We start from the raw sequence: 23,886 nt of genomic DNA on the forward strand, positions 1-23,886 counted from the left end.
ATCGGGTGCGGATCTCTTAAATTGTCGATAGGTAGTTAGGGATTGTTGGTGGATCCACACCCTACGACTCCAAACTATGAAAAAACACGATAAATCCTGTAAACCCGCCCCGGACTCGTGGGTGGGAGCGGGTTGACAGAATCTATAACTTATATTACAGATCTTGCTGAACCCACGCCTACAGGTCGATCGCAAATGGTGCTTTCATATCAGGTTAAATAGATATAATTGTGGTAGGGGCGGGTTCGCGAAGGTCTATGAAAAAACACGATAAATCCTGTAAACCCGCCCCTCGTGGGTGGGGGCGGGTTTATTAATCTGTTTGTCCTAGTTAAGGTGATTGGTGAACCCGCCCCTACAGAAATCGCGGTTTTTTTACCAGACATTATATATTTTTTTTAGATCAACTTTCCGCGTGCGCCAATTTAGGATGGATATTAGACAAATGAATACAGTAATAATTGTGTAATTTTTATTTAGCCCTTCTCTTCCCATTTCTAAACAGGAGTTTTTTATGCCTCGCTTGCATTCCTCTCTAATGTTTGCCTTCCTGTTGCTTTTTCCCACTTCCAGCCTCGCCCAAATCGTCCCTGACAGCAGCTTGGGTGCCGAAAGTTCGCGCCTTGTTCCCGATAATATCAACAATTTGCCGAGCGATCGCATTTCCGGCGGTGCAACTCGCGGCGTTAACCTATTTCACAGCTTGCGGGAATTTAACATTCAGGGCGGGCGGGGAGCTTATTTTGAAAATCCTAATGGCGTCGCCAACATCTTCACCCGCGTTACGGGCGGTAACTCATCAAATATTTTAGGAACTCTGGGGGTGTTGGGGAATGCCAACTTATTTTTGATTAACCCGAAGGGCATTGTTTTCGGGCCTCAGGCGCGGTTAGATTTGCGCGGTTCGTTTCTGGCTTCCTCTGCTGGGGGCGTTGTGTTTAATAATGGTTTTGAATTCAGCGCTGCGAATCCCAACGCAGTCCCATTGTTGGCGATCAATATTCCTGTGGGTTTAAGATTTCGAGACAATCCCGGTGCAATTGTCAACACTTCGAGAGTTACTCAAAACATTGAAGGTACAGAAATACCCGTTGGTTTAGCAGTTCCTCCCGGTCAAACCTTAGCCTTGGTAGGGGGAGATTTAACTTTTAACAATGGTTTTGCCAGCGCTTTTAGTGGCAACATTCAATTAGGAAGCGTGGCGAGTCCGGGTATGGTCAGCTTCAAGATTGCACCTACAGGCTTGGGTTTAGATTATACAAATGTGGCTAATTTTGGCAACATAGAATTATCGGGTTTGTCGGCGGTGACAGCGAGCGGGCCTGGTGGTGGTGCGATCGCACTCCGGGGAGGAAATGTGATTTTGCGCGATCGAGCTTCCCTAGTCTCCGATACATTGGGAAGTATCAACGGCCGCGATATTACAGTTGATACAGCACAGTTAGGAATATTAGACCAAGCCTTTATTTCAACTGGTACTAGCGGGACGGGAGCCGGAGGAAATGTCAGTGTCCGCGCGACTGATGCTGTAGAAATCAAAGGAATTGGATTTGATAACTTTCGGCGCAATGTCCTCGATGCCGGCACAACTGGAACTTCTAGCTTTTTAACTCGGCAAAGCGGCATAGTTGTCGGGACAGTGGGCGCGGGCCCTGCGGGGAATATTACAGTTGATAGCAAGCAATTAATGCTCCGAGAAGGCGGGTTAATCATCAACCCGAGTTACGGTGCAGGAGCTGGGGGGAATGTAGCCCTTAAAGCTTCTGAATCAGTCGAAGTCAGCGAATCTGGGCTGTTCACTACCGCGATCGATCGAGGTAGTGGAGGCAATTTAACAGTTGATACCGCAAAGCTAATTGTGCGTAATGGGTCAGTTTTATCAAGCGCAACTGTGGGTGCAGGTGATGGCGGAAATTTAACCGTGAGAGCTTCTGACTCGGTGCTACTGACAGAGTACCGACTAGATAGTTCCTTTGGTACTGGTATTATCACTAACAGTATTGGCGGTACGGGAAATGCGGGAAATATAGAAATTAATACACGCTCTTTACTCGTAGAAGGAGGAACGGCGATAACTTCTACGAGCGGATTTGCATCAAGAAATGGTGTCATTCCTGCTGTCGGCAGGGGTGGAAACCTTACCATCAATGCCACCGACTCTGTGACAATAAGTGGTAGCAGCAAAAGTGACAGCCTATCTGCTATTCGTATCGATCGCAGTCAATTAATTACGGGGACTGTTGCGGGTGGTAATTCTGGAGACTTGAGGATTAACACTAGGCGATTGACTCTTCAAGGTGCAACGGCAATAGGAGCCTCTACTTTAGGTGCGGGTAATGGCGGAAATATCATTATCAATGCTTCGGAGTCGGTAGAATTGGTTGGAACCCAAGATAATTTGTCTGCTTTCGGTATAGCAACCGCTTCTGGAGAGATTGTGTATCAGACTTTATTTCAGCTTGCTCCCCCCACGGGCGCGGCGGGAAATATCGAGATTACTACCCCAAGGTTGACTATCCGGGATGGGGCCACGATCGCGATCGGGAGTTTGGGATCGGGACGCAGCGGTAATATTAATGTTGTCGCAAGTGCGATCGCCCTTGACAACAAATCCAGCATTGACGGCACAACTGCATCCGGCGTCGGGGCTAATATCAACTTGCGATCGGCATCCATCCAATTGCGCCGCGGGAGTCGAATTACCACCGATGCCGGTGCTGCCGACGGTGGAAACATTAACCTCAACAGCGATATCCTAGTAGGGCAAGGCAATAGCGACATCACCGCCAACGCTCGCAGCGCAGCGGGCGGCCGCGTGAATGTCAATGTCCCCAATGTCTTGGGCTTTACAGCTTTAGGCCGCGAACAAGTCAGAAGCAGGTTAAATCTCAATGACGCGCAATTTGCAGCTTTGCAAGTAAGTCCTACTTCTCTGTTACCCAGTAGCGACATCGCCGCCATTTCTCAAAGTGCGGGCCCGGCTTTGCAAGGTACAGTTACTTTTAGTTCTTCTGGGGTGAATCCGGCTCAAGGTTTAGTGGAACTGCCCCAAAATGTGGTCGATCCGGCTGCGTTAATTGCTGCTAATCCCTGCACGCTAGGAGCCGAGAGCGCATTTACTGTCACTGGTCGGGGGGGAGTCCCACCTAGCCCGAATGATGTTCTGAGTACCGCAGAAACGCCGTTTCCGTGGGTGGAAATAGAAGGTTCGGCAGCGGATTCTGTAACGGATGTAACGGATGTAACGGATTCGGCCGCGGGTAATGTACGGGATTTAAAGGATGTAACGCATAAAGCGAAGATAGAAGGAGGGGAAAAGAACGATCGGGAAGTTGTTCCAGCGCGCGGTTGGGTGGTGAATGAGAAAGGAGAGGTTACGCTGGTGGCTGCTGAGGCTGGAGGTCAATTTGTCGATCGCACGAGGCCTCAAGTGTCGGTTTGTCAGCCCCGATGACCAGAAAATAGCAAATGCTTTAAAATTTCTGTAGTTGTCAGCGAACAAAAAGTTAATTATGATTTTTCCAGATTTATCCTTGTGGCAACTATCCCAAATTAACAAACTAAAACACCGAGACAAATATTATATAGCAGGAGCGAGTTACCTGTTATTGTTGAGTTATTACTTGTGTTTTTTGCCAGAAAGTGCGATCGGCCAAATCGTCCCCGACAGCACTTTAGGTGCCGAAAGTTCGCGCCTTGTACCCGATACTATCAACAACTTACCCTCAGATAAAATTACTGGCGGCGCCACTCGCGGCTCGAATCTCTTTCACAGTTTCCGCGAATTTAACATCAATGAAGGGCGGGGAGCTTATTTTGAAAATCCCAGTGCAGTTTCCAACATTTTCACCCGCGTCACGGGCGGTAACTCATCAAACATTTTAGGAACTCTCGGAGTTTTAGGTAACGCCAACTTATTTTTAATCAATCCCAGAGGACTTATTTTTGGCCCCAACGCAAAATTAGATTTACGCGGCGCGTTTATCGGTACAACGGCTGACAGTATTGTATTTAATAACGGCTTTGAATTCAGCAGCACCACAGGGCAAACATCCCCGTTATTAACAGTTAACATTCCAGTTGGTCTCATATTTCGAGACAATCCCGGTACAATTGTCAATCAATCCACAGCTACAGGAAAAATAAATCTACCAGCAACATCTCCCGTACCGATTCCGATTACAGAGCGAGTTGGTTTAGCAGTAGACAAGGGTCAAACTTTAGCACTGATTGGCGGAGACATCCAAATTCCCGGCGGGAATTTAACAGCCAGCGGCGGACAAATTTTGCTCGGTAGCGCAGCCAGTCCAGGTTTAGTAGATTTAACACTGATATCGAGTCCACAGCAGGGGAGTTTAAGTTTAAATTATGGCAAGATTGAAAACTTCGGCAATATTCAAATATCCAATGGAACGCTGATTAATACCAGTGGAACTGGTGGCGGTAAAGTAGAGATTAAAGGTGGAAATGTCGGCCTGGACGCTTCACGAATTTATGCGCTCACCTTCGGAAATATTGATGGTAGAGGTATTGAGATCAACGCTCAAAATTTGCGAGTGAACAATGGCACGCAATTATCTACGTTTACTCTCGGAGATGGTGCTGGAGGTAATATCAATTTGCGCGCTGCTGATTCGGTAGAAATCAGCGGGCTGGGTATTGAGGGCTTTCAACAAATTGTAATTAAATATCTGGTATCGGGAACAACCAACCCGTTTGACCCGCTATTTACGTTCTTTAATGCTAGTGCTGGTGCTGGTTCGGGAGGGAATATGACGATCGACACTCTTACCCTGCTGTTCAATAATGGAGTAGTTGGTAGCGGAATTACTTTTGGTGCTGGAAATGGTGGAAATTTAATTGTTCGCGCCAATACTTTTGAGATGGTGGGTTCTGGAGTCAACAACGGGACTGCAAAAGAAAGTAGCGGTGCAGGAGGAAGCATTAATATTGATGTGAATCGATTAATCATGCGTGACGGTTCTCTTCTGGGTACTACCAGTTACAGCAAGGGCCCGTCGGGGAATATTAATGTTAAAGCTGCTGAATCGGTAGAATTGTCTAACAATGGCCCGAGAACAGTTGTATCAACTGGAATTAGCACCCTGAGTATCGGCTCTACTGGGAGGGCGGGGAATATTAATATTGATACGAAGCGGTTGAGTCTCTCTGGCGGTTCTGCGTTTACATTAGGAACGGGTGTATTGATTGGCAGGTTGTTGTTTTCTCAGGATGGCGGGCCTGCGGGAAACTTAACAGTTAGGGCGAGCGAATCAGTGGAAGTTTCCGGGATTTCTCCACTTTTAACCAGCGGAATTCAGAATGCTAGCGCGCTGACTTCTGGAACTTTGAGCTCTAGTCGCGGCGGGGATATTCGCATTGATACGCCCAGTCTAACTGTGCGGGATGGGGGAATAGTTTCTACGAGTTCTTTAGGTAGGGGAGATGTGGGGAATATTACTGTGAATGCCGATCGCATTTTAGTCAGCGGCAGCGGTAATAACGGTCTGTTTGTCAGTACGATCGATGCTTCGGTTGGCAAGACTTTTGGTACTAATCCTAATGCTACAGCAAATGCGGGCTCGTTGAATTTAACTGCGCGCGATCGACTAACTGTCAGAAACGGAGCGACAGTAACGGTGCAGGCTACAGGAACCGGGCGCGCTGGTAATATCAATATTGTCGCAAGTGCGATCGACCTAGACAACAAAGCCAGGATTGACGGTACAACTGTATCCGGTACCGGAGCAAATATTAACCTGCAAGCACAATCTATCCAAATGCGCCGCAGGAGTCGAATTACCACCGATGCAGGCAATTCTGACGGTGGCAATATCAACATCAACAGTAACATTTTGGTTGCCCTCCCGCAAGAAAACAGCGACATCACAGCCAACGCCCGCACCGCAGCCGGCGGCCGCGTCAATGTCAATGTCCCCAATGTCTTGGGGTTTGCAGCAGTTAGTCGCGAACAAGTTAGAAGCAGGTTAAATCTCGGTGACGCGCAATTTGCAGCCCTGCAAGTAAGTCCAACTTCTCTGCTTGAGAGTAGCGACATCGCCGCGATTTCCCAAAGTGGGGGCCCGGCTTTGCAAGGGGCGGTAACATTTAGTTCATCTGGGGTGAATCCGGCTCAAGGTTTAGTGGAATTGCCACAAAATGTGGTGAATCCGGCTGCATTAATTGCTGCCAATCCCTGCATTGAAGGGGCAGAAAACGAGTTGACAGTTACTGGAAAAGGGGGAGTGCCACCCAGCCCTAACGACTCTCTGGGCACCGCAGAAACACCATTTCCGTGGGTAGAAATAGAAGAGCAAGTCAGAAGTCGGGAGTCAGAAGTCATTCGGGAAGCCGGGGAAATTCGGACTCGGGAAGTTGTTCCGGCGGGCGGTTGGGTGGTGAATGACAAAGGGGAAGTTACGCTGGTGGCTGCGGAAGCTGCGGGTCAATTTCCACAGCGCACGAGGCCTCAATTGTCGGTTTGTCAGCCCCGATAACCAGAAAATAGCTTATGTTTGAAAATTTCTTGCCGAATGTCAGCTAACCAAAGGTTAATTATGCTTTTTCAATATTTATGGCAATTCTCCCAAATTAACCAAGTCAAATACAGAGACAAATACTATATTTCAGTTTTCCATTGGATGAAATACAGTAGGGACACGGCAGTGCCGTGTCCCTACCCGATATCGTTACTTCACTCGGAAAACCGCTATATTTCAGGAGCTATTTACCTGTTAGTGTTGAGTTGTTACTTGTGCTTTTTTCCCATTCGTGCGATCGCCCAAATCGTCCCCGACAGCACTTTAGGTGCCGAAAGTTCGCGTATTGTTCCCGATACTATCAACAACTTACCATCAGATAAAATTACTGGCGGTGCCATTCGCGGCTCGAATCTATTTCACAGTTTCCGCTCATTCAACATCAAGAATTCAGAGGGAGCTTATTTTGAAAATCCCAGTGCAGTTTCCAACATTTTCACCCGCGTCACTGGCGGGCAACCCTCAAACATTTTAGGAACTCTCGGAGTTTTAGGTAACGCCAACTTATTTTTAATCAATCCCAGAGGACTTATTTTTGGCCCCAATACAAGATTAGATTTGCGCGGTGCATTTATCGGTACAACGGCTGACAGTATTGTATTTAATAACGGCTTTGAATTCAGCAGCACCCAGCCGCAAACATCTCCGCTGTTAACAGTTAACATTCCAGTTGGTCTCAGATTTCGAGACAATCCCGGTACAATTGTCAATCAATCCACAGCTACAGGAAAAGTAAATATCCCAGCAACATCTCCCGTAACGATTCCGATTACAGAGCGAGTTGGTTTAGCAGTAGATGCAGGTCAAACTTTAGCACTGATAGGTGGCGACATCCAAATCCCAGGCGGCAATTTAACGGCTAGCGGCGGACAAATTTTGCTCGGTAGCGTAGCTAGTCCCGGTTTGGTAGATTTGGCAATGACATCGGAGCCAAAGCAGGGTAGTTTGAGTTTAAATTATCGTAATATTCAAAACTTCGGCAATATTCAAATATCCAATGGAACGCTGATTAATACCAGTGGAACTGGTGGCGGTAAAGTAGAGATTAAAGGTGGAAATGTCGGCATCAGCACTGCACGAATTTATGCGCTCACCTTCGGAAACATTGATGGTAGAAATATTGATATTGGCGCCCAACAGTTGCGAGTAGCTAACGGCACGCAATTATCTACGTTTACTCTGGGAGATGGTGCTGGAGGTAATATCAATTTGCGCGCTGCTGATTCGGTAGAAGTCAGCGGGCTGGGTATTGATGGCTTTCAACAAATTGTAATTAAATATCTGGCATCGGGACTAATCGACCCATTAGATCCCAACTTTGTGTTGCTGAATGCTACTGCTGGTGCTGGAGCAGCCGGAGACATTACAATTGATACCGGACGCCTGCTGATGCGGGATGGGGCAATATTTGGCGGCATAGCTTTTGGTGCTGGTAATGGTGGAAATTTAAGCATCCGTGCGAATACTTTTGAGATTCAGGGTTCTGGGAGCAACAACGCAACAACGAAAGGAAGTACCGGTGCGGCAGGAAATATCACCGTTGATGTCCAAAGATTGATCCTGCGGGATGGTGCTATTCTCGCCAGCACTAGCTACAACGGTGCGCGATCGGGAAATATAACAATTAAAGCTGCTGAATCGGTACAATTGTCGAGCACCATTTCTCAAACTGCTGTCGCAAGCGGCATCAGCACGCTTACCATCGGCTCTACCGGAAAGGCGGGAGATATCACTGTCGATACAAAACGGCTGAGTCTTTCTGGGGGCTCCGCGTTCACCTTGGGGAGCGGTGTTTCAGTTGGCGGAGTTATCTTGTCTACGAATGGGGGCCCAGGAGGAAACTTAACTGTTAGGGCTAGCGAATCAGTAGAAATTGCAGGTATTTCTGAAGTTTTGAGCAATGGGAATCAAGTTGCTAGTGCTTTTTCCTCTGGAACAGTTAGTTCTAGCCGGGCCGGGGATATCCGCATTGACACGCGAAACCTGATTCTGCGGGATGGGGGCTTCATTTCTTCTAATTCTTCTGGTAAAGGCAACGTGGGGGATATTACGATTAATGCCGATCGCATCGAAATAAATGGTACCTTAGGTAATCCTAGTTTTACCAGTTCTATTGATGCTTCCGTTGGCAAGGCGACGGGTGATAATCCCAATGCTACGGCGAATGCAGGTTCGGTGAACCTGAATGTCGATCGATTGATTGTCCGCAATGAAGGCAATGTAACGGTGCAAGCTTTGGGAACCGGGCGGGCTGGTAATATTAATGTTGTCGCAAGTGCGATCGACCTGGACAACAAAGGCAGCATTGATGGCCGAAGTGCATCCGGTGTCGGAGCAAATATTAACCTGCAAGCGCAATCTATCCAATTACGTCGCGGGAGTCGAATTACCACCGATGCAGGTACTTCTGAAGGTGGCAATATCAATATTAATAGCAATATTTTGCTCGCCCTCCCCCAAGAAAACAGCGACATTACAGCCAACGCCCGCACAGCAGGCGGTGGCCGGGTGAATGTCAATGTCCCGAATGTCTTGGGGTTTGCAGCAGTAAGTCGAGAACAAGTCAGAAGCAGGTTGAATCTCAGTGACGCGCAATTTGCAGCCCTGCAAGTCAGTCCTACTTCTCTGCTATCTAGTAGCGACATCGCCGCGATTTCCCAAAGTGGGGGCCCGGCTTTGCAAGGTACTGTTACTTTTCGTTCTTCTGGGGTGAATCCCGCTCAAGGTTTAGTAGAATTGCCACAAAATGTGGTGAATCCGGCTGCGTTAATTGCTGCTAATCCCTGCATCGAAGGGGCCGAGAACGAGTTTACTGTTACTGGTAAAGGAGGAGTGCCACCGAGTCCTAATGATACTCTCAGTAGCGCAGAAACACCGTTTCCGTGGGTGGAAATAGGAGGTTCGGGAGCGAGCAATGTACGGGATGTAACGGATAAAGCTTCGAGGGAAGAAGCGGAAAAAAAAGTTCGGGAAGTTGTTCCGGCTCGCGGTTGGGTGGTGAATGCGAAAGGGGAGGTGACGCTGGTGGCTGCTGACGCTACGGGCCAATTTTCCGATCGCACAAAGTATCGAGTCTCGGGTTGTCCGCCCCGATGAGCGGAAAATACCAATTGCTTGAAAATTTATCGCGTAATGTCAGCTCACAAAAGGTTAATTATGGTTTTCCAATATCTTGAATTCTGGCAAGTGTGCCAAATTAATGAACTCAAATACCGAGAAAAATACTATAGTTCAAGAGTGATTTACCTTTTATATCGAGTCCGCTCGATCACCATAACAAAAACAGTTCGTAGGGCGGACTTCAGTCCGCTCTTATTCTGCGGACTGAAGTCCGCACTACGAACCTTACTTCTTGCGATAAATCGACCGGACATGATATTATTTGCGATTTTTTACCTGTGCCTGTTTCCCGTTCGTGCACTGGGTCAAATCATCCCCGACGGCAGCTTGGGCGCAGAAAGTTCGCGGATTGTTCCCGATAATATTAACAACTTACCATCAGATATAATTACGGGCGGCGCCACTCGCGGCTCTAGTCTATTTCACAGTTTCCAAGAATTTAACGTCGGTGAAGGGCGGGGAGCTTATTTTACCAATCCTAGCGGTATTGCTAATATTTTTACCCGCGTTACTGGCGGGAATCCTTCCAATATTTTAGGAACCTTGGGCGTGCAAGGCAATGCTAATTTATTTTTGCTTAATCCCAGAGGACTTGTCTTCGGCCCCAACGCTCGGTTAGATTTGGGCGGTTCATTTATCGGTTCCTCTGCTGCGGGTGTTGTGTTTAATAATGGCTTTGAATTTAGCGCCGCGAATCCCAACGCAGTACCATTGTTAGCGATTAATATTCCTGTGGGTTTAAGGTTTCGAGACAATCCCGGCACAATTGTCAATCAATCAACGGCTGCGGTTGAGGGAAAACCGCTCTTTCCCCCGGAACTTCCCCTGTCCAACAATGTGGGTTTAGCGGTAGCTCCCGGTCAAACGTTATCACTCATTGGTGGCGACATTCAACTTCCAGGTGGCAATTTAACCGCCAGTACCGGACAAATTAACCTGGGGAGTGTGGCGAGTCCGGGTTTAGTGAGTTTCGCACCAACCGAGCTAGGTTTGAATTTAAACTATGATAATATTGCCAATTTTGGTAACATTCAAATATCAAATGGATCTGTTATCAACACCAGCGGACTCGGTGGTGGCAAGGTAGATATTAGAGGTGGAAATGTTACCCTCAACGGTGGGCGAATTTATGGACTAACACTGGGAAATATTGATGGTAGAGGCATTGATATCAATGCCCAAAAAGTGCGGGCAGAAGGTGGAACACAAATTTTTACTCTGACACTGGGACAAGGTACGGGGGGTGATGTAAAGATCCGTGCTACCGACTCAGTTGAATTCAGTGGAATTGGAGTTGAGAGCTATCAAAAGTTTGTCGCTAATTTTCTGACATCGGGAACTGCCAACCCTTTTGATCCGCAATATATTATTATTAGTGCCACTATTGGTTCTGGAAGGGCTGGAAATATCAGGATTGATACTCCTAGACTGCTGATAGACAATGGGGCGATATCAAGTAGCGCCGCGTTTGGTGCAGGAAATACCGGAAATATTACGATCCGTGCCAGGTTTTTTGAGGTGGTTAGTTCTGCTATCTACAATGGCACACTTCGGGGGAGTACCGGATTGGGAGAAAACATCTTATTTGAGGGAGAACGACTCATCATGCGCGATGGCGCGGTTATTGCCGGCGTTACCCGCAGTGACGCAGCATCGGGGAATATCAATATTACAGCGTCTGAATCAGTAGAAGTGTTGCGTACACCCACAGCAGGTGTGGTGCAAACTGTGATTAGTACAAACGCGATTGGTTCTAATGGAAATGCGGGAGAGATAACCATTGACACAAAACGGTTAATTATCTCTGATGGAGCCGGGATTAACTCAGCGAATGGAGGAATTATTGGCAACCAACTGTTAGCTGCGAGTGGGGGAAGCTCAGGAAATTTAACCATTAGAGCGACTGAATCAGTTGAATTAGCAGGCATTTCTGGAGTTTTGGCAAATGGGAGTCAGAACGGTACTTTCCTCTCCACTGACACTTTTTCATCCGGTCAGGGAGGGAATATTCGCATAGAAACGCCTGTGTTGACTCTGGGTCAGGGAGGATTTATTTCTACGGCATCTTTAGGCGCAGGAGATGCAGGAAAAATTACGATTAATGCTAGGCGAGTAGAACTGATTGGTACTACGAATCCTAGTGAATTTAATAGTGCAATTCAGGCTAACGTCGGCTTGGCATTTGGCGTAACTAATCCCAATGCTATCGGGAATGCGGGTTCGGTGAATCTGAATGCCGATCGATTGGTTGTCCGCGATGGGGCTAGGATCACTGTGGCAAATATTGGCACGGGAAGCGCTGGTAATATTAATGTGGTTGCAAATGCGATCGCCCTGGACAACAAAGCCAGCATTGACGGCACAACTGTATCGGGTACCGGGGCGAATATTAACCTGCAAGCGCGAGATATCCAGTTGCGTGGAGGGAGTAGAATTACAACGGATGCGGGTGTTTCTGAAGGTGGAAATATCAATATCAACAGCGATATTCTCGTTGCTTTACCCAAGGAAAATAGCGATATTACTGCGAATGCGCGATCGGCTGTTGGTGGTCGAGTTAAGATTAATGTCCCCAATGTTTTCGGTTTTAGGGCCGTGACTCGCGAACAAGTTAGAGGTACTTTGGGATTAACGGATGCTCAATTTGCAGCCCTGCAAGTCAGTCCTACTTCTTTGCTTGAGAGTAGCGATATCGCCGCGATTTCCCAAAGTGGAGGCCCGGCTTTGCAAGGGGCGGTAACATTTAGCGCTTCTGGGGTGAATCCCGCTCAAGGTTTAGTGGAATTGCCACAAAATGTGGTGAATCCGGCGGCGTTAATTGCTGCTAATCCCTGCATCGCAGGGGCCCAGAACGAGTTTACTGTTACTGGCAAAGGAGGAGTACCACCGAGTCCTAACGATACTCTCAATAGCGCAGAAACGCGGTTTCCGTGGGTGGAAGCAGAAGGAAGTTCGGCAGCGGATTCTGTAACGGATGTAACGGATGTAACGGATAGAAGTCCGAGGGAAGAAAGGGAAAAAAAAGCTCGGGAAGTAGTTCCGGCGCGCGGTTGGGTGGTGAATGGTCAAGGGGAGGTGACGCTGGTTGGATACAATCCGGGTAATGCTGCTGACTCTCGCAATCCTCGATCGCATTCTGTTTGTCCGCCGCGCTGATAAGATGTTTTTAACCGCGGATAAACGCGGATAAACGCGGATAAATTGGTAATTGGTAATTGGTAATTGGTGATTGGTGATTTAGTGTAAATTGTACTGAATTTAAATTGTCTATTTTAATGCAATACAGTTCCGATCGGAGGGCTAAGAGAGTAAAAGCAATGTGAAAAATAGACTATGCGATTGCTTGGTTCCTCTCTTCGGACAATTCTAACCCAATACGGTTTACTTAAGAGAGGGCGGGTGCCGGCCTCGATTTCGTCGATTATTTCATAGATTGTTAGCCGGCACGCGCCCCTACCGCAATATGGTTGGCTTGAGAAATTCGTCAAAAATCCTATTTGTCAACCGTATTAAATTCTAACCCAAGCGTATTGTATTTTAATCCCCTATTCCCCTCTCCTCTTCTCCCCCTGTCTTCCTACAAGTGCTTTAGTATGAAATTTACCCGATCGCTCCGACAAGCAATTCTGTTATTTCTGATTTCCTGTCTGCTAGCCGTGGCGATTCCTCCCGCAATTGCTCAGATGCAGTCACCACCAGCGGTGCAGCTTGTCCGACAAGCTCGAACTCTGTACGCTGCGGAACGTTTTGCGGAAGCTGTGCCACTGTTGCAGCAAGCGGTGACGGCGTTTGAGGCAAAAGGTCAAAATCTCGATCGCGCCGCGGCATTGAGCAATTTAGCTGCAACCTACGGGCAGTTAACGCTTTGGGAACCAGCAGAACAAGCTGTGAATGCTAGTTTGTCGGTGGTGCGGGCGCAACCCAAAACTCCCGAACAACAGCGGATTTGGGGGGAAACTCTCAACATTCAAGGACAGATTAAACTCGAACGGGGGCAGACTCAAGATGCGATCGACATTTGGACGCAAGCTGCTAAAATTTTCGAGCAACTCGATCGCAAAAACCAACTTTTTCAAGTCCAAATTAATCTCAGTCGGGCTTGGGAAACTCTCGGACTTTACCCCAGGGCTTGCAAAATTCTGTTAGCTTCCTTGAATTTGGAAAACAAAACTTGTGAAGTTTCGACAGCGGGTTTGGCAAGTTTGAAAAATCAGCCGATTTCCCTGGAACAAGTTCGGGCAATTAATGCTTTAGGCAGGGTGCTGCGGGTTTTGGGACAACTGGAACGTTCCCAGGATTTGCTGTCAGCGGGACTGGAAGCTGCGGGAAAATTGGGCGTTAGACAAGAGGAGGCTGCACTTGCTCTCAATCTGGGGAATACGGCGCGGGCTAAAAGCAATAAACCGGGTTTGAGTCCGCGACGGCGGGCTGAATTGGAAAGCTCTGCCTTAGAATATTATGCTCGATCTGCCGGGGCGATGCCGGAGCGATCGCCCCTACAAATTCAGGCGAAATTGAATCAATTGAGTTTGTTGATCGATCGCAAAAATTGGTCGGAAGCAGAGGTTTGGTGGCGTTCGATCGAACCTCAAATCGCTCGATTTCCGTCGAACCGCGCCGGACTTTACGCTCAAATCAATCTAGCTCAAAGCTTAATGAAATTAGCTCAGTCGCCTGCGAAAAGTTTGAGTCTAAACGATATTGACAAAATGCTCGATCGCTCTGTGGAACCAGCAAACAGTTTGGGCGACAAACGGATACAAGCTTACATTCTGGCTGCGAAAGGCAAACTTTCGGAAATCCAAAAGCAGTATCAGAAAGCCGAAAGTCTCACAAGTCAGGCTTTGAGTTTGGCTCCGGCTTTTCAATCTCCCGATATTGCTTATCAATTATTGTGGCAACTCGGACGGATTCGGAAAGCTCAGGGAGATGCAGAAGGGGCGATCGCTCAATATACTCAAGCTGTGAATGTACTGTCTTCTCTGCGCGGCGATTTGGTGACAGTCAATCCCGAAGTGCAATTTTCGTTTCGGGAAAGTGCCGAACCGGTTTATCGGGAATTAGTCGGGCTGCTGTTGCAAGATGAATCTCCCAGTCAAGATAAGTTAAAGCAGGCGCGCCAAACGGTGGAATCTTTGCAGTTGGCGGAATTGGATAACTTTTTTCGGGATGCTTGTGCTGATGCTAAACCAAAGTCGATCGAGGAAATCGATCCGACAGCAGCCGTGATTTATCCAATTATTTTGAGCGATCGTTTGGAGGTAATTTTGTCAATTCCCGGCAAACCTCTGCGCCGCTACACTACTAAGAAGTCTCAAGCTGATTTGGAAACTGCCTTCAGACTAGCTAAAAATGTCATCAGGCCTGCTGCTTTTCCCCGCGACAGGTTACAACCTATTCAACAGGTTTACGACTGGTTAATCCGCCCCGCAGAGGCAGATTTGACTGCTAGCGGGATTAAAACTCTGGTATTTGTGCTCGATGGTTACTTGCGAAATCTGCCGATGGCGGTGCTGTACGATGGCGAAAAGTTTTTGGTAGAAAAATACAGTATTGCTTTGGCGCCGGGACTGCAATTGCTGGCACCGAAACCGCTGAGCCAAGTAAAGTTAAGAGTGCTGACTGGCGCCCTCTCGGAAGCGCGTCAAGGCTTCTCGGCTTTGCCGGGGGTGATGGAGGAAGTTGAGCAAATAGCGGCGCAGATGCCGGCTTTTTCGCTGCTGAATGAAGAGTTTGTCAGCGGGCGGTTGCACGATCGCATTAAATCGGTGTCTTATCCGATCGTCCATTTGGCAACTCACGGTCAGTTTAGCTCGAATGCGGCGGATACTTTTATTGTGACTTGGGATCAGAAAGTTAATGTTAAGGAGTTCGATCGATTGTTGCGATCGCGCACTGGGGAGAACCAACAGCCGATCGAGCTTTTGGTGTTGAGTGCTTGCGAAACTGCTTCCGGCGATAACCGGGCGGCTTTGGGTTTGGCTGGTGCCGCAATTCGATCGGGTGCCCGCAGCACAGCAGCGACTCTTTGGCAAGTCAACGACGAATCTACAGCTATTTTTATGACTGAGTTTTACCGGCAGCTTGCTTCTAAAACCAGCAAAGCTGAAGCCCTACGCAACGCTCAATTAACCCTGCTGCAAAACCCAGACTATCAAAATCCCTATTTCTGGGCGCCTTTCGTACTGGTGGGGAATTGGCAATAAGCTGGGCATGGGGCATGGGGCATGGGGCATAGGGGATGGGGCATGGGGCATAGGGGATGGGGCATGGGGCATGGGGCAAACCGGCCAAACAGGCCAAACAGGCCAAACAGGTCATCGGCCAAACAGGCCAAACAGGTCATTGGTCTGGGAACAGATATAGAGAGTCTGCCTCGGCTGGGAAAAAATTTTCGGACGGGCAAGATGCCCGTTCCACAATAAAAAACAATCTTTGCGGGATGGGCATCTTGCCCGTCCCAAACAGAAAAAACAATCTTTGTGGGATGGGCATCTTGCCCGTCCCAAACAGAAAAAACAATCTTTGCGGGATGGGCATCTTGCCCGTCCCAAACAGAAAAAACAATCTTTGTGGGATGGGCATCTTGCCCGTCCCAGTCAATCAGCAACCGGATTTCTCCGACGTGGCCACAAGTCCTAGGAAAATGCCGGTGCTCAGTTGGTGTTGGTTTTTTGTTAAAGATTGTAAACTGTAACGAGTGCTTTCTGCATCTGATATTTTTTCGAGGAGTCCCATGAAGCAACTTTTGATGGCTGAGCGCTTTTGCCTGATAGCCCACGTCTTGTCAATGGCTTTTGGATTGGCAGGGTTGCTGCTGATTTTACCCCGTCCCGAATTGGTGATGAGCTTGCCGCCCGCTGGACAAACTTTGTTCCAGTGGGGGATGGCTGGGGGTGGAGTAGTTTATATCATTTTTGGCGCAGCAGCGGTTGCTCTCTATGCCTATCGGACGTTGGGGCTGGGCGCAACGTTGACATTTTTGCTGCCTTCTGTGTTTTTATCTTTGAGTAGCGAGTTGTTGGGAACGAGTACGGGTTTTCCTTTCGGCAATTACCACTATTTGAGCGGTTTGGGCTACAAAATTGCAGGGCTGGTACCGTTTACAATTCCCCTGTCGTGGTTTTATCTGGGACTGGTTTCCTATATAATTGCTCGCGCTGGAGTCGCTGGCGGTAAAGGTGAACTCAACTGGGTGCGGCAACTCGGGGCGATCGCACTTGGTGCTTTGCTATTGACAGCTTGGGATTTTGTGCTCGATCCGGCGATGAGTCAAACTTCTGTACCTTTTTGGGAGTTTGAGGAAGTTGGGGCTTTCTTCGGGATGCCTTACCGCAATTTGGCGGGCTGGATGGGCACGGGGGCTGTGTTTATGTCGGTAGCAGCTTTCTTCTGGAGAAAAACTTCGATTAAACTAGAGCGATCGGAATTGGGTTTGCCTTTAATTGTTTATTTGGTAAACTTTGCTTTCGGAGCGATTATCACTGTCACTTCCTTGGATTCTCGGTTCTGGTTCCCGACATCGCTAGCTGTGCTTTTGGGTGTAGTTCCGGCGATCGTATTAAGCACGATTGCTAAACCCGCAGCAGATGACTTAACAGAAGCAATTCCGTCTTTGGAATCTGCTCTCAAAGCTGAAATTCCATCTCAGCGCGTGGGCGCTTTGCGGAAGTAAGCGGCTGATGAGCGATCGCGACTGATTTGGCAAAAGATTACAGGAAATTTTGAGCTAATTTAAAAACCCGGTTTCTGGTAGGAACCGGGTTTTTCAGTAGCTATATTTTCAGATCCAATTTCTGTAAAATCGTGTCCAATAAATTAACCACAGTAAGATTCGTTCGTAGTGCGGACTTCAGTCCGCTCTAGGGCGGACTGAAGTCCGCACTACGAACCGTTTTTGTTATGGCGCTCGACATGACATGATATAAGATGTTTGAAGCCGAAATTTGATTGATTTTTTCAAATTTATACCAGCTAAAATTCTCAATCCTTCAATCTTTGAATCCTTCAATCCAAAATCTAAAATCTAAAACCTAAAATCCTATGATTTCCCCCAATATCCCAAATCTCTTGACAAGCATCATCCCTGCTGCATTGTTGTTGCTGCAATTACCCGCCGCCGCTCTTTTAATGTCGCGGTTAATTAAAGGCCCATCGCGCATCCCGCCGCTAGAACCGGATTCGCCGACGCTGGATATGCTGGGTGCTTGTACGGCGGTGGTGCCGACTTTGAACGAAGCAGAGAGAATTGCGCCTTGTTTAGCAGGATTGAGCCACCAAAGTTACGAACTCCGAGAGGTTGTGGTTGTTGATAGCTATTCGGTAGACGGAACCGGCGATTTAGTCAAAGCTGCGGCGCAAAAAGACCCCCGGTTTCGCTTAATTAACGACGATCCGCTGCCGGTTGGCTGGGTGGGGCGTCCGTGGGCGCTGAATTGGGGTTTTTTAGCAAGTTCCGAGAAGTGCGAGTGGATTTTGGGCATCGATGCGGATACTCAGCCCCATCCGGGTTTGATCGCGAGTTTGCTCAAAACTGCTGCTGCTGGAAATTACGATCTGATTTCGCTATCGCCGCAGTTTATCCTCAAGTATCCGGGGGAGTTGTGGCTGCAACCTGCGCTGTTAATGACTTTGGTGTATCGCTTCGGCCCCACGGGAACCGGCGGAGATGTCCCGGAACGGGTGATGGCGAACGGTCAGTGTTTCTTGTGCAAGCGCGATGTTTTGGTGGCTTTAGGGGGCTATGAAGTGGCAAAAGGTTCTTTTTGCGATGATGTGACTCTGGCTCGCTATGCTGCTGCTAAGGGCTTTAAGGTGGGTTTTTTGGATGGGGCGAAAGTGTTGAAGGTGCGGATGTATGAGGGGGCGATCGAGACTTGGAACGAATGGGGTCGATCGCTCGATTTGAAAGATGCTGCTGCTGGCGGTCAAATTTGGGGCGATTTGTGGCTGTTATTCGCGGTTCAAGGTTTGCCGGTGCCGATCGTCCTGTGGTATTTGCTATCGGGTTCGCTACCTGCGATCGCTGTATCTGGGCAGTTTTGGCTGTGGGGATTGAATGTATTTTTGGTTGCAGTGCGATCGGCTTTGTGTTTTGCGATCGCTCCTTCGTACGATCGCACTCAAGCTTCTGGTAAATGGCTGTTTTGGCTGTCACCTTTAGCCGATCCGCTGGCGTTTTTGCGAATTCTGATTTCTGCTTTAAATCAGCCTACTCAGTGGCGCGGCCGCAAGTATAGTTAGTGACTCGGCGGTTGAAACCGCGTCTAGACAAACAATGTCCACTCCAAGCGGACTAAAGACTAAACATTCCTAGGGTGTGTCGCCATCGATTTCACTCAAAAAAAGACGAAAAATCTAGCGAGCGACGCACCAGCACGCGCGATCGTATTTGAGGAAACAAACTCAACGAAGAGTATTGTAGCCAGGATTTTTGAAATTGGTATTACTTGCGCTACGATCTAGACCCACGCACCTCACTTAATTGAGAAAAGCTAGTATGAATCACGGTGAATATTCTGGGACAAAAGCTCATCAATGTATACTTCCTAAGGCAGTTTCAACGCAACCAATTATTCTCAAAAACCTCACAGAATTGAGTTCTGAAAAACTCGACTTAATAGAACGCAATCACCCCGCCTACGAAATAGTCATGTCTGAAGTTTTGAAAGATGCCTTTGATTCGGAATCATCAAATCACATTAAAAAAGGAGAAGTCCATAACAGGTTCAACTCCCTTCTCCATTGAATCCTCCGACAATTTCAAGCATTGCTTTAAAAAACTTGCAAAAATTCACGGCTCTGGGTGCATCTCATTTTGGCAAGGGCGAAGCATTTCGGCACATAATTTATGAGTGAGAATCAGAGATTTACTGCCGAAATGCTTCGCCCCTACGAGTATATTTGCAAAAATGAGATGCACCCACGGATCTAGCTTTGTTGAAATGATTTCAAAAGTTTTAGAAGTATTTGTAGGGTGCGTCGCCCTTGAAAATTCCTAAATTCAATCTAGAATTTCAAGGGCGACGCACCTTACACAATTATTGGGCATAATGAAACTGAGGGTTGTTTGCACGAGTCCTTGAAGAAGCCAGGTGCGTCGCTCGATTGTCGATTTTTATTGAGAAATTTTCAAGGGCGACGCACCCTACACCTACTATGATCTCGCGATCGACAAGCCTGATTGCTCTCGTCTTTTCAAGCCTTCAGCAAAGCTTTAGAAGCTGATTCCCCTGCGATGCGGAGTTGCAGCCTCAATTGCAGGTTCAGTAACACCCAGACAGTCCACTGTCCGAGGATTGAGAGCAAAATGTTAGATGTGTTCTCCGCGACAGATATTCCAAATATGGGAAATACTAAAGACAGCCACATTAAAGGAGCTTTATCTGCGGTAAGTCCTAGCATACATAAAATTATTGGTGGCAAAAAGATCGAGCCTCCAATTGTACAGATTGCCCAAACTGCCTGGTTTCGGCTTTTTGTAAACATGAATAGCTGGGTAAATGCTGCGTAAATCAGAATTAGATTTACAAACAAAATCATGCAGACAAAAGCCTTAGATGTAAACAACATCCAAGGTATTAAAATCAGTGTTGAAATCAAGAGATTGATAGCCATCGCAACTGGTGCCGGACTTTTTTCGCTCCACATCAAATCGAGAACGGGGTATCTGCGCCACAACTTCTGAGTGCTACTGGGTGCTATTTGTCTGCGATACCTCGCCCAATCATACAAAGCTTGTCTTTCCGGCGTTAAAGCAGCAATCAAAGCTAAAAACACCATCAAATTTGGAATCAATAAACAGGCGATACCGTCAAGGGAATACTTATTGGACTGGAGTGCAAATCCTAAAATTATTGACTGATAGCAAATCACCAGTAAATAACTTTGCTTTTTGCTCAAAACAGTGGATGTAGGATTGGGAAAGCGACGCTGCCAGCCCTGCCACATCCAGTAGGTTGCAACCGCAGCAATCAATAAAGATAAAGCTGTACAAGACACAAAATTTTGGCCGATTTGCAAATGAAACCATTCCAGGCGATCGAACTCTCCAACTAACCAGTTAAAATTAGAATGGGATGACTCATTAACTTGATAAGCTACCTGTTTCAGGACAGCAGCCGGAGATAAAAATGGTAGCAAGTCAGCAGCATTGCCGACTGATGGTGCATTAAAAGCTGTGGTAATAAAACCCAAAACCGCAGCGCTAGCCAGCCAAGGCTGAAACCCTCCCAACCAACTGGTTGTTAAGCCAAATAGCATCGCGCCACTGTAAAATAACGCACAGCTAGCTACGATTGCTATGTCTAAACATAAAATATGGTGTAGAGGTATTTGAGCTGCTAATCCGCTGTAAATGTGCAGCGGTAAAGCTAGAATAGCTGCGAGATAAATTAAAATTGGGACGCCGAGAATTTTGCCGAGAAAAATTGTGGTAGCAGATTGGGGACTGAGGCGAATAAAGTTGAGCGTGCCCCGGCGTTCTTCTTTGTCTAAGTCGCTCACTAGCAGATAGGTTCCTGCTACTAATAGTGCGATCGCACTAAATATGCTCAGGTAAACGAATATTTCTAGCCACCAAGACGGCCAGTTAATGATAAAGTTTCCGGCAGCATCTTTGGCGCAGTTATTGTCAGCAACGCGTTCGCAGAATCTGTCATGAATGGGATAATTGGACTTATCGCCAGGAGGGACAACGGGTATCTGGGCACTCCAAGACAAGAACAGCACCAGTTGACAGCCGATGGAAAGGGCGCTGGCGATCGCGATATTGCCGATTTTCAGGCGGCCTTTGAGTTCTCGAAATAACTGGGAGTTCCAGTTACCGATTTGGTCTAGTATGTTTATGTTCATAGGTAATCGTTTTGAGTCGTGATTGAAAAATTAGAAACGGGGAGATTTATTTAATAGTCTTGGACGCATTTAGACCAAAGAAACCGGGTTTTTTGCTGCATCTCGTAGCTGCGATGAAAGATTTTGGTAAAAACCCGGTTTCTGACCTCCCGTGCGTCCAGGAGTATTTAGGATGCTTGTTTGTGTCCCATCTTGAGGAAGATGGTTTCTAAGTCTTCTTGAGTGCAGTGAAATTCTGTGAGGGGAATATTGGCGTTGACGAGCGATCGCAATAAATTCGCTGCATCTTCCCGGCTTCCTGAAAAATGAACGCACACCTGCTGAGTTTCGGGCAATATTTCCCAACTTTCTACCCAAGGAAAGTTTTTGAGTTCGGATGTCAGTGCTTCTATATTGCCCAAAGTTGACAGGAAAATTAGCTGTTTCCCCAAACGTTTGTAAAGTTCTTGCAAAGGGGCGCTTTCCACAAGATAGCCCAATTCCATAATGCCTACCCAGGTGCAAAGTTCGGCTAAATCGCTGAGAACGTGGGATGATATGACTACGGTCATGCCGGCTTGTTGCAAGGCTTTGATGATTTCGCGAAATTGCGATCGCGCGATCGGATCTAAACCCGAAACTGGTTCGTCTAACAACAGCAACAGCGGTTCGTGAATAATCGTGCGTCCCAAACTCAGACGCTGTTTCATCCCCCGCGACAGAGTGGAAATTAAGCTGTTGCGCTTGTTGGTTAATTGGACGAGTTCTAAAACTGCATAAATGCGTTCTCGGCGGCGGGGTTGTCGCAAGTTGTACAATCGGGCAAAGTAATCTAAATAATCCCACACAGTCAGGTCATCGTACAGGGGAAAGTCGTCGGGAAGATAGCCGATGTGCTGTTTGAGAGTGGGGTTAGATCGATCGCGCAACAAGGGACAGCCGTTGATGTAAATCTCCCCTGTAGTCGGTTCTTCAGCGGATGCTAACATTCGCAGCAAGGTAGTTTTGCCGGCACCGTTGGGGCCGATGAGCCCGCAGATTTCGCCGGCGGCGACTTGCAAATCGATGTCATTGACTGCTATATGGCGATCGAATTGTTTGGTAAGTCCGCGAGTGTCTATTGCTAATTCTTTTGCCATAATTTAAAGGCGAGTGAAATTGGCTGCGGTGTATCTCTAGCTGGGAAGTTGACGCTTTCAGCTAGCTTAGCCTTTTGATCCAGCAGTTGTCACCGGTATTTCGGAAAATGAACTGTTAAATTTTAAAAATATGGCGATTTTATTTTTAAATCAGGTTATTTTTATTTTGAATTATTAACAGGCGTAGGGTGCGTCGCCACGAATAATTCTCGCCCTCAACCAAGCTGCTGGTGAGCGACGCACCCTACAATTTATAACGGGGATAAATAACTCAGGACTCATTAGCTAACGCGCGTATGCGATCGATAATGTCATCCGCAACATCACTGGGTAAGTTTTCATCCGTGACGATGTGTTCTCTAAACTCAGGTTTAGCATGAATCTCGCAGCAATATTCTGCTCTAGGATACACCCATTTGCCTGCTGCTGATGACGCATTTACACCTCGTCTCATCAGACGATCGCGCACTACCTCAACTGAGGCTGTGAGACAGAAGTGGCGGACTGCAATGCCATTATCCACGAAGGCCGATCGAATTTGGTTCAGATAGTCGAGATTCGAGAACGTCATGGGGATAATTATCGTTTTAAACCCAATTTTGTCAAGTGACAAAGCTGTCAATATCGTTAGCTGTCTCCAGAGTACAATGTCTTGAAAATCCTCAAAAGTTCGACCTTTAAGAGGTATAAATTTTGGCAAACGCCGCAGCACAAAACCAATAATCTCTGGATCGAACAGCATACTATTCGGTATTCGTTTTACCAGGAGTCTCGCGACTGTTGTCTTTCCGACGCCGAACGAGCCGTTAATCAGGATAATCATCTACACAATCACGATTAGAGGACGGATAATATCATGTCTGCTCGAACCTTATAATAAGATTGGTTTGTAGTGAGGACGCCAGTCCGCAGAAAAAGAAGGACTAAAGTCCTCACTACAAACCTTATAATAAGATTGGCTTGTAGTGAGGACGCCAGTCCGCAGAAAAAGAAGGACTAAAGTCCTCACTACAAACCTTATAATAAGATTGGCTTGTAGTGAGGACGCCAGTCCGCAGAAAAAGAAGGACTAAAGTCCTCACTACAAACCTTATAATAAGATTGGCTTGTAGTGAGGACGCCAGTCCGCAGAAAAAGAAGGACTAAAGTCCTCACTACAAACCTTATAATAAGATTGGCTTGTAGTGAGGACGCCAGTCCGCAGAAAAAGAAGGACTAAAGTCCTCACTACAAACCTTATAATAAGATTGGCTTGT

General features: G+C 47.3%; 12 protein-coding genes. 9 read left to right on the forward strand and 3 right to left on the reverse strand.

The annotated features are described in order from the left end of the window. Window positions 1-514: 514 nt before the first annotated feature. The 9 genes from QUB64_RS01320 (at window position 515) to QUB64_RS01360 (ending at window position 19,407) form a co-directional block, all read left to right on the forward strand. Complete coding sequence (locus QUB64_RS01320) at window positions 515-3,454, forward strand: two-partner secretion domain-containing protein (protein ID WP_333269065.1); 2,940 nt, start codon at window positions 515-517, stop codon at window positions 3,452-3,454. 58 nt (window positions 3,455-3,512) lie between these two features. Then, window positions 3,513-6,497 (forward strand): S-layer family protein, encoded by a 2,985-nt coding sequence (locus tag QUB64_RS01325; RefSeq protein ID WP_333269066.1) that lies wholly within the window; start codon window positions 3,513-3,515, stop codon window positions 6,495-6,497. 144 nt (window positions 6,498-6,641) lie between these two features. Beyond that, on the forward strand, window positions 6,642-9,635 hold the full coding sequence (locus QUB64_RS01330; protein WP_333269067.1) for an S-layer family protein: 2,994 nt from the start codon (window positions 6,642-6,644) through the stop codon (window positions 9,633-9,635). 276 nt (window positions 9,636-9,911) lie between these two features. Beyond that, the gene (locus QUB64_RS01335) at window positions 9,912-12,815 is read left to right on the forward strand and encodes an S-layer family protein (RefSeq protein WP_333269068.1); all 2,904 of its coding nucleotides are present in this window, start codon (window positions 9,912-9,914) and stop codon (window positions 12,813-12,815) included. A 437-nt stretch (window positions 12,816-13,252) separates the two neighbouring features. Continuing rightward, a complete protein-coding gene (locus QUB64_RS01340) occupies window positions 13,253-15,865 on the forward strand; it encodes a CHAT domain-containing protein (protein WP_333269069.1) in 2,613 nt (870 codons plus the stop codon). Window positions 15,866-15,872: 7 nt separating this feature from the next. Continuing rightward, complete coding sequence (locus tag QUB64_RS01345) at window positions 15,873-16,025, forward strand: hypothetical protein (protein WP_333269070.1); 153 nt, start codon at window positions 15,873-15,875, stop codon at window positions 16,023-16,025. 370 nt (window positions 16,026-16,395) lie between these two features. Then, entirely contained in the window at window positions 16,396-17,334 is a 939-nt protein-coding gene (cruF, locus tag QUB64_RS01350; RefSeq protein ID WP_333269071.1) for a gamma-carotene 1'-hydroxylase CruF, read from the forward strand. A gap of 368 nt (window positions 17,335-17,702) precedes the next feature. Beyond that, window positions 17,703-18,902, forward strand: coding sequence for a 2'-O-glycosyltransferase CruG (gene cruG / locus QUB64_RS01355; protein ID WP_333269072.1), 1,200 nt, complete (start codon window positions 17,703-17,705; stop codon window positions 18,900-18,902). Between the two features lie 256 nt (window positions 18,903-19,158). After that, window positions 19,159-19,407 (forward strand): hypothetical protein, encoded by a 249-nt coding sequence (locus QUB64_RS01360; RefSeq protein ID WP_333269073.1) that lies wholly within the window; start codon window positions 19,159-19,161, stop codon window positions 19,405-19,407. Between the two features lie 449 nt (window positions 19,408-19,856). On the opposite strand, the gene QUB64_RS01365 is transcribed toward QUB64_RS01360, so the two are convergent. The 3 genes from QUB64_RS01365 to QUB64_RS01375 form a co-directional block, all read right to left on the reverse strand. Then, entirely contained in the window at window positions 19,857-21,512 is a 1,656-nt protein-coding gene (locus QUB64_RS01365) for a hypothetical protein (RefSeq protein ID WP_333269074.1), read from the reverse strand. A gap of 167 nt (window positions 21,513-21,679) precedes the next feature. Then, window positions 21,680-22,630 carry an ABC transporter ATP-binding protein gene (locus tag QUB64_RS01370; RefSeq protein ID WP_333269075.1) on the reverse strand — a complete coding sequence of 317 codons (951 nt, stop codon included), beginning with the start codon at window positions 22,628-22,630 and terminating at the stop codon, window positions 21,680-21,682. 271 nt (window positions 22,631-22,901) lie between these two features. Beyond that, on the reverse strand, window positions 22,902-23,453 hold the full coding sequence (locus QUB64_RS01375) for an AAA family ATPase (protein WP_333269076.1): 552 nt from the start codon (window positions 23,451-23,453) through the stop codon (window positions 22,902-22,904). Window positions 23,454-23,886: the final 433 nt, after the last annotated feature.

The sequence above is a fragment of the Microcoleus sp. Aus8_D2 genome, assembly GCF_036702665.1.
GTDB lineage: Bacteria > Cyanobacteriota > Cyanobacteriia > Cyanobacteriales > Microcoleaceae > Microcoleus.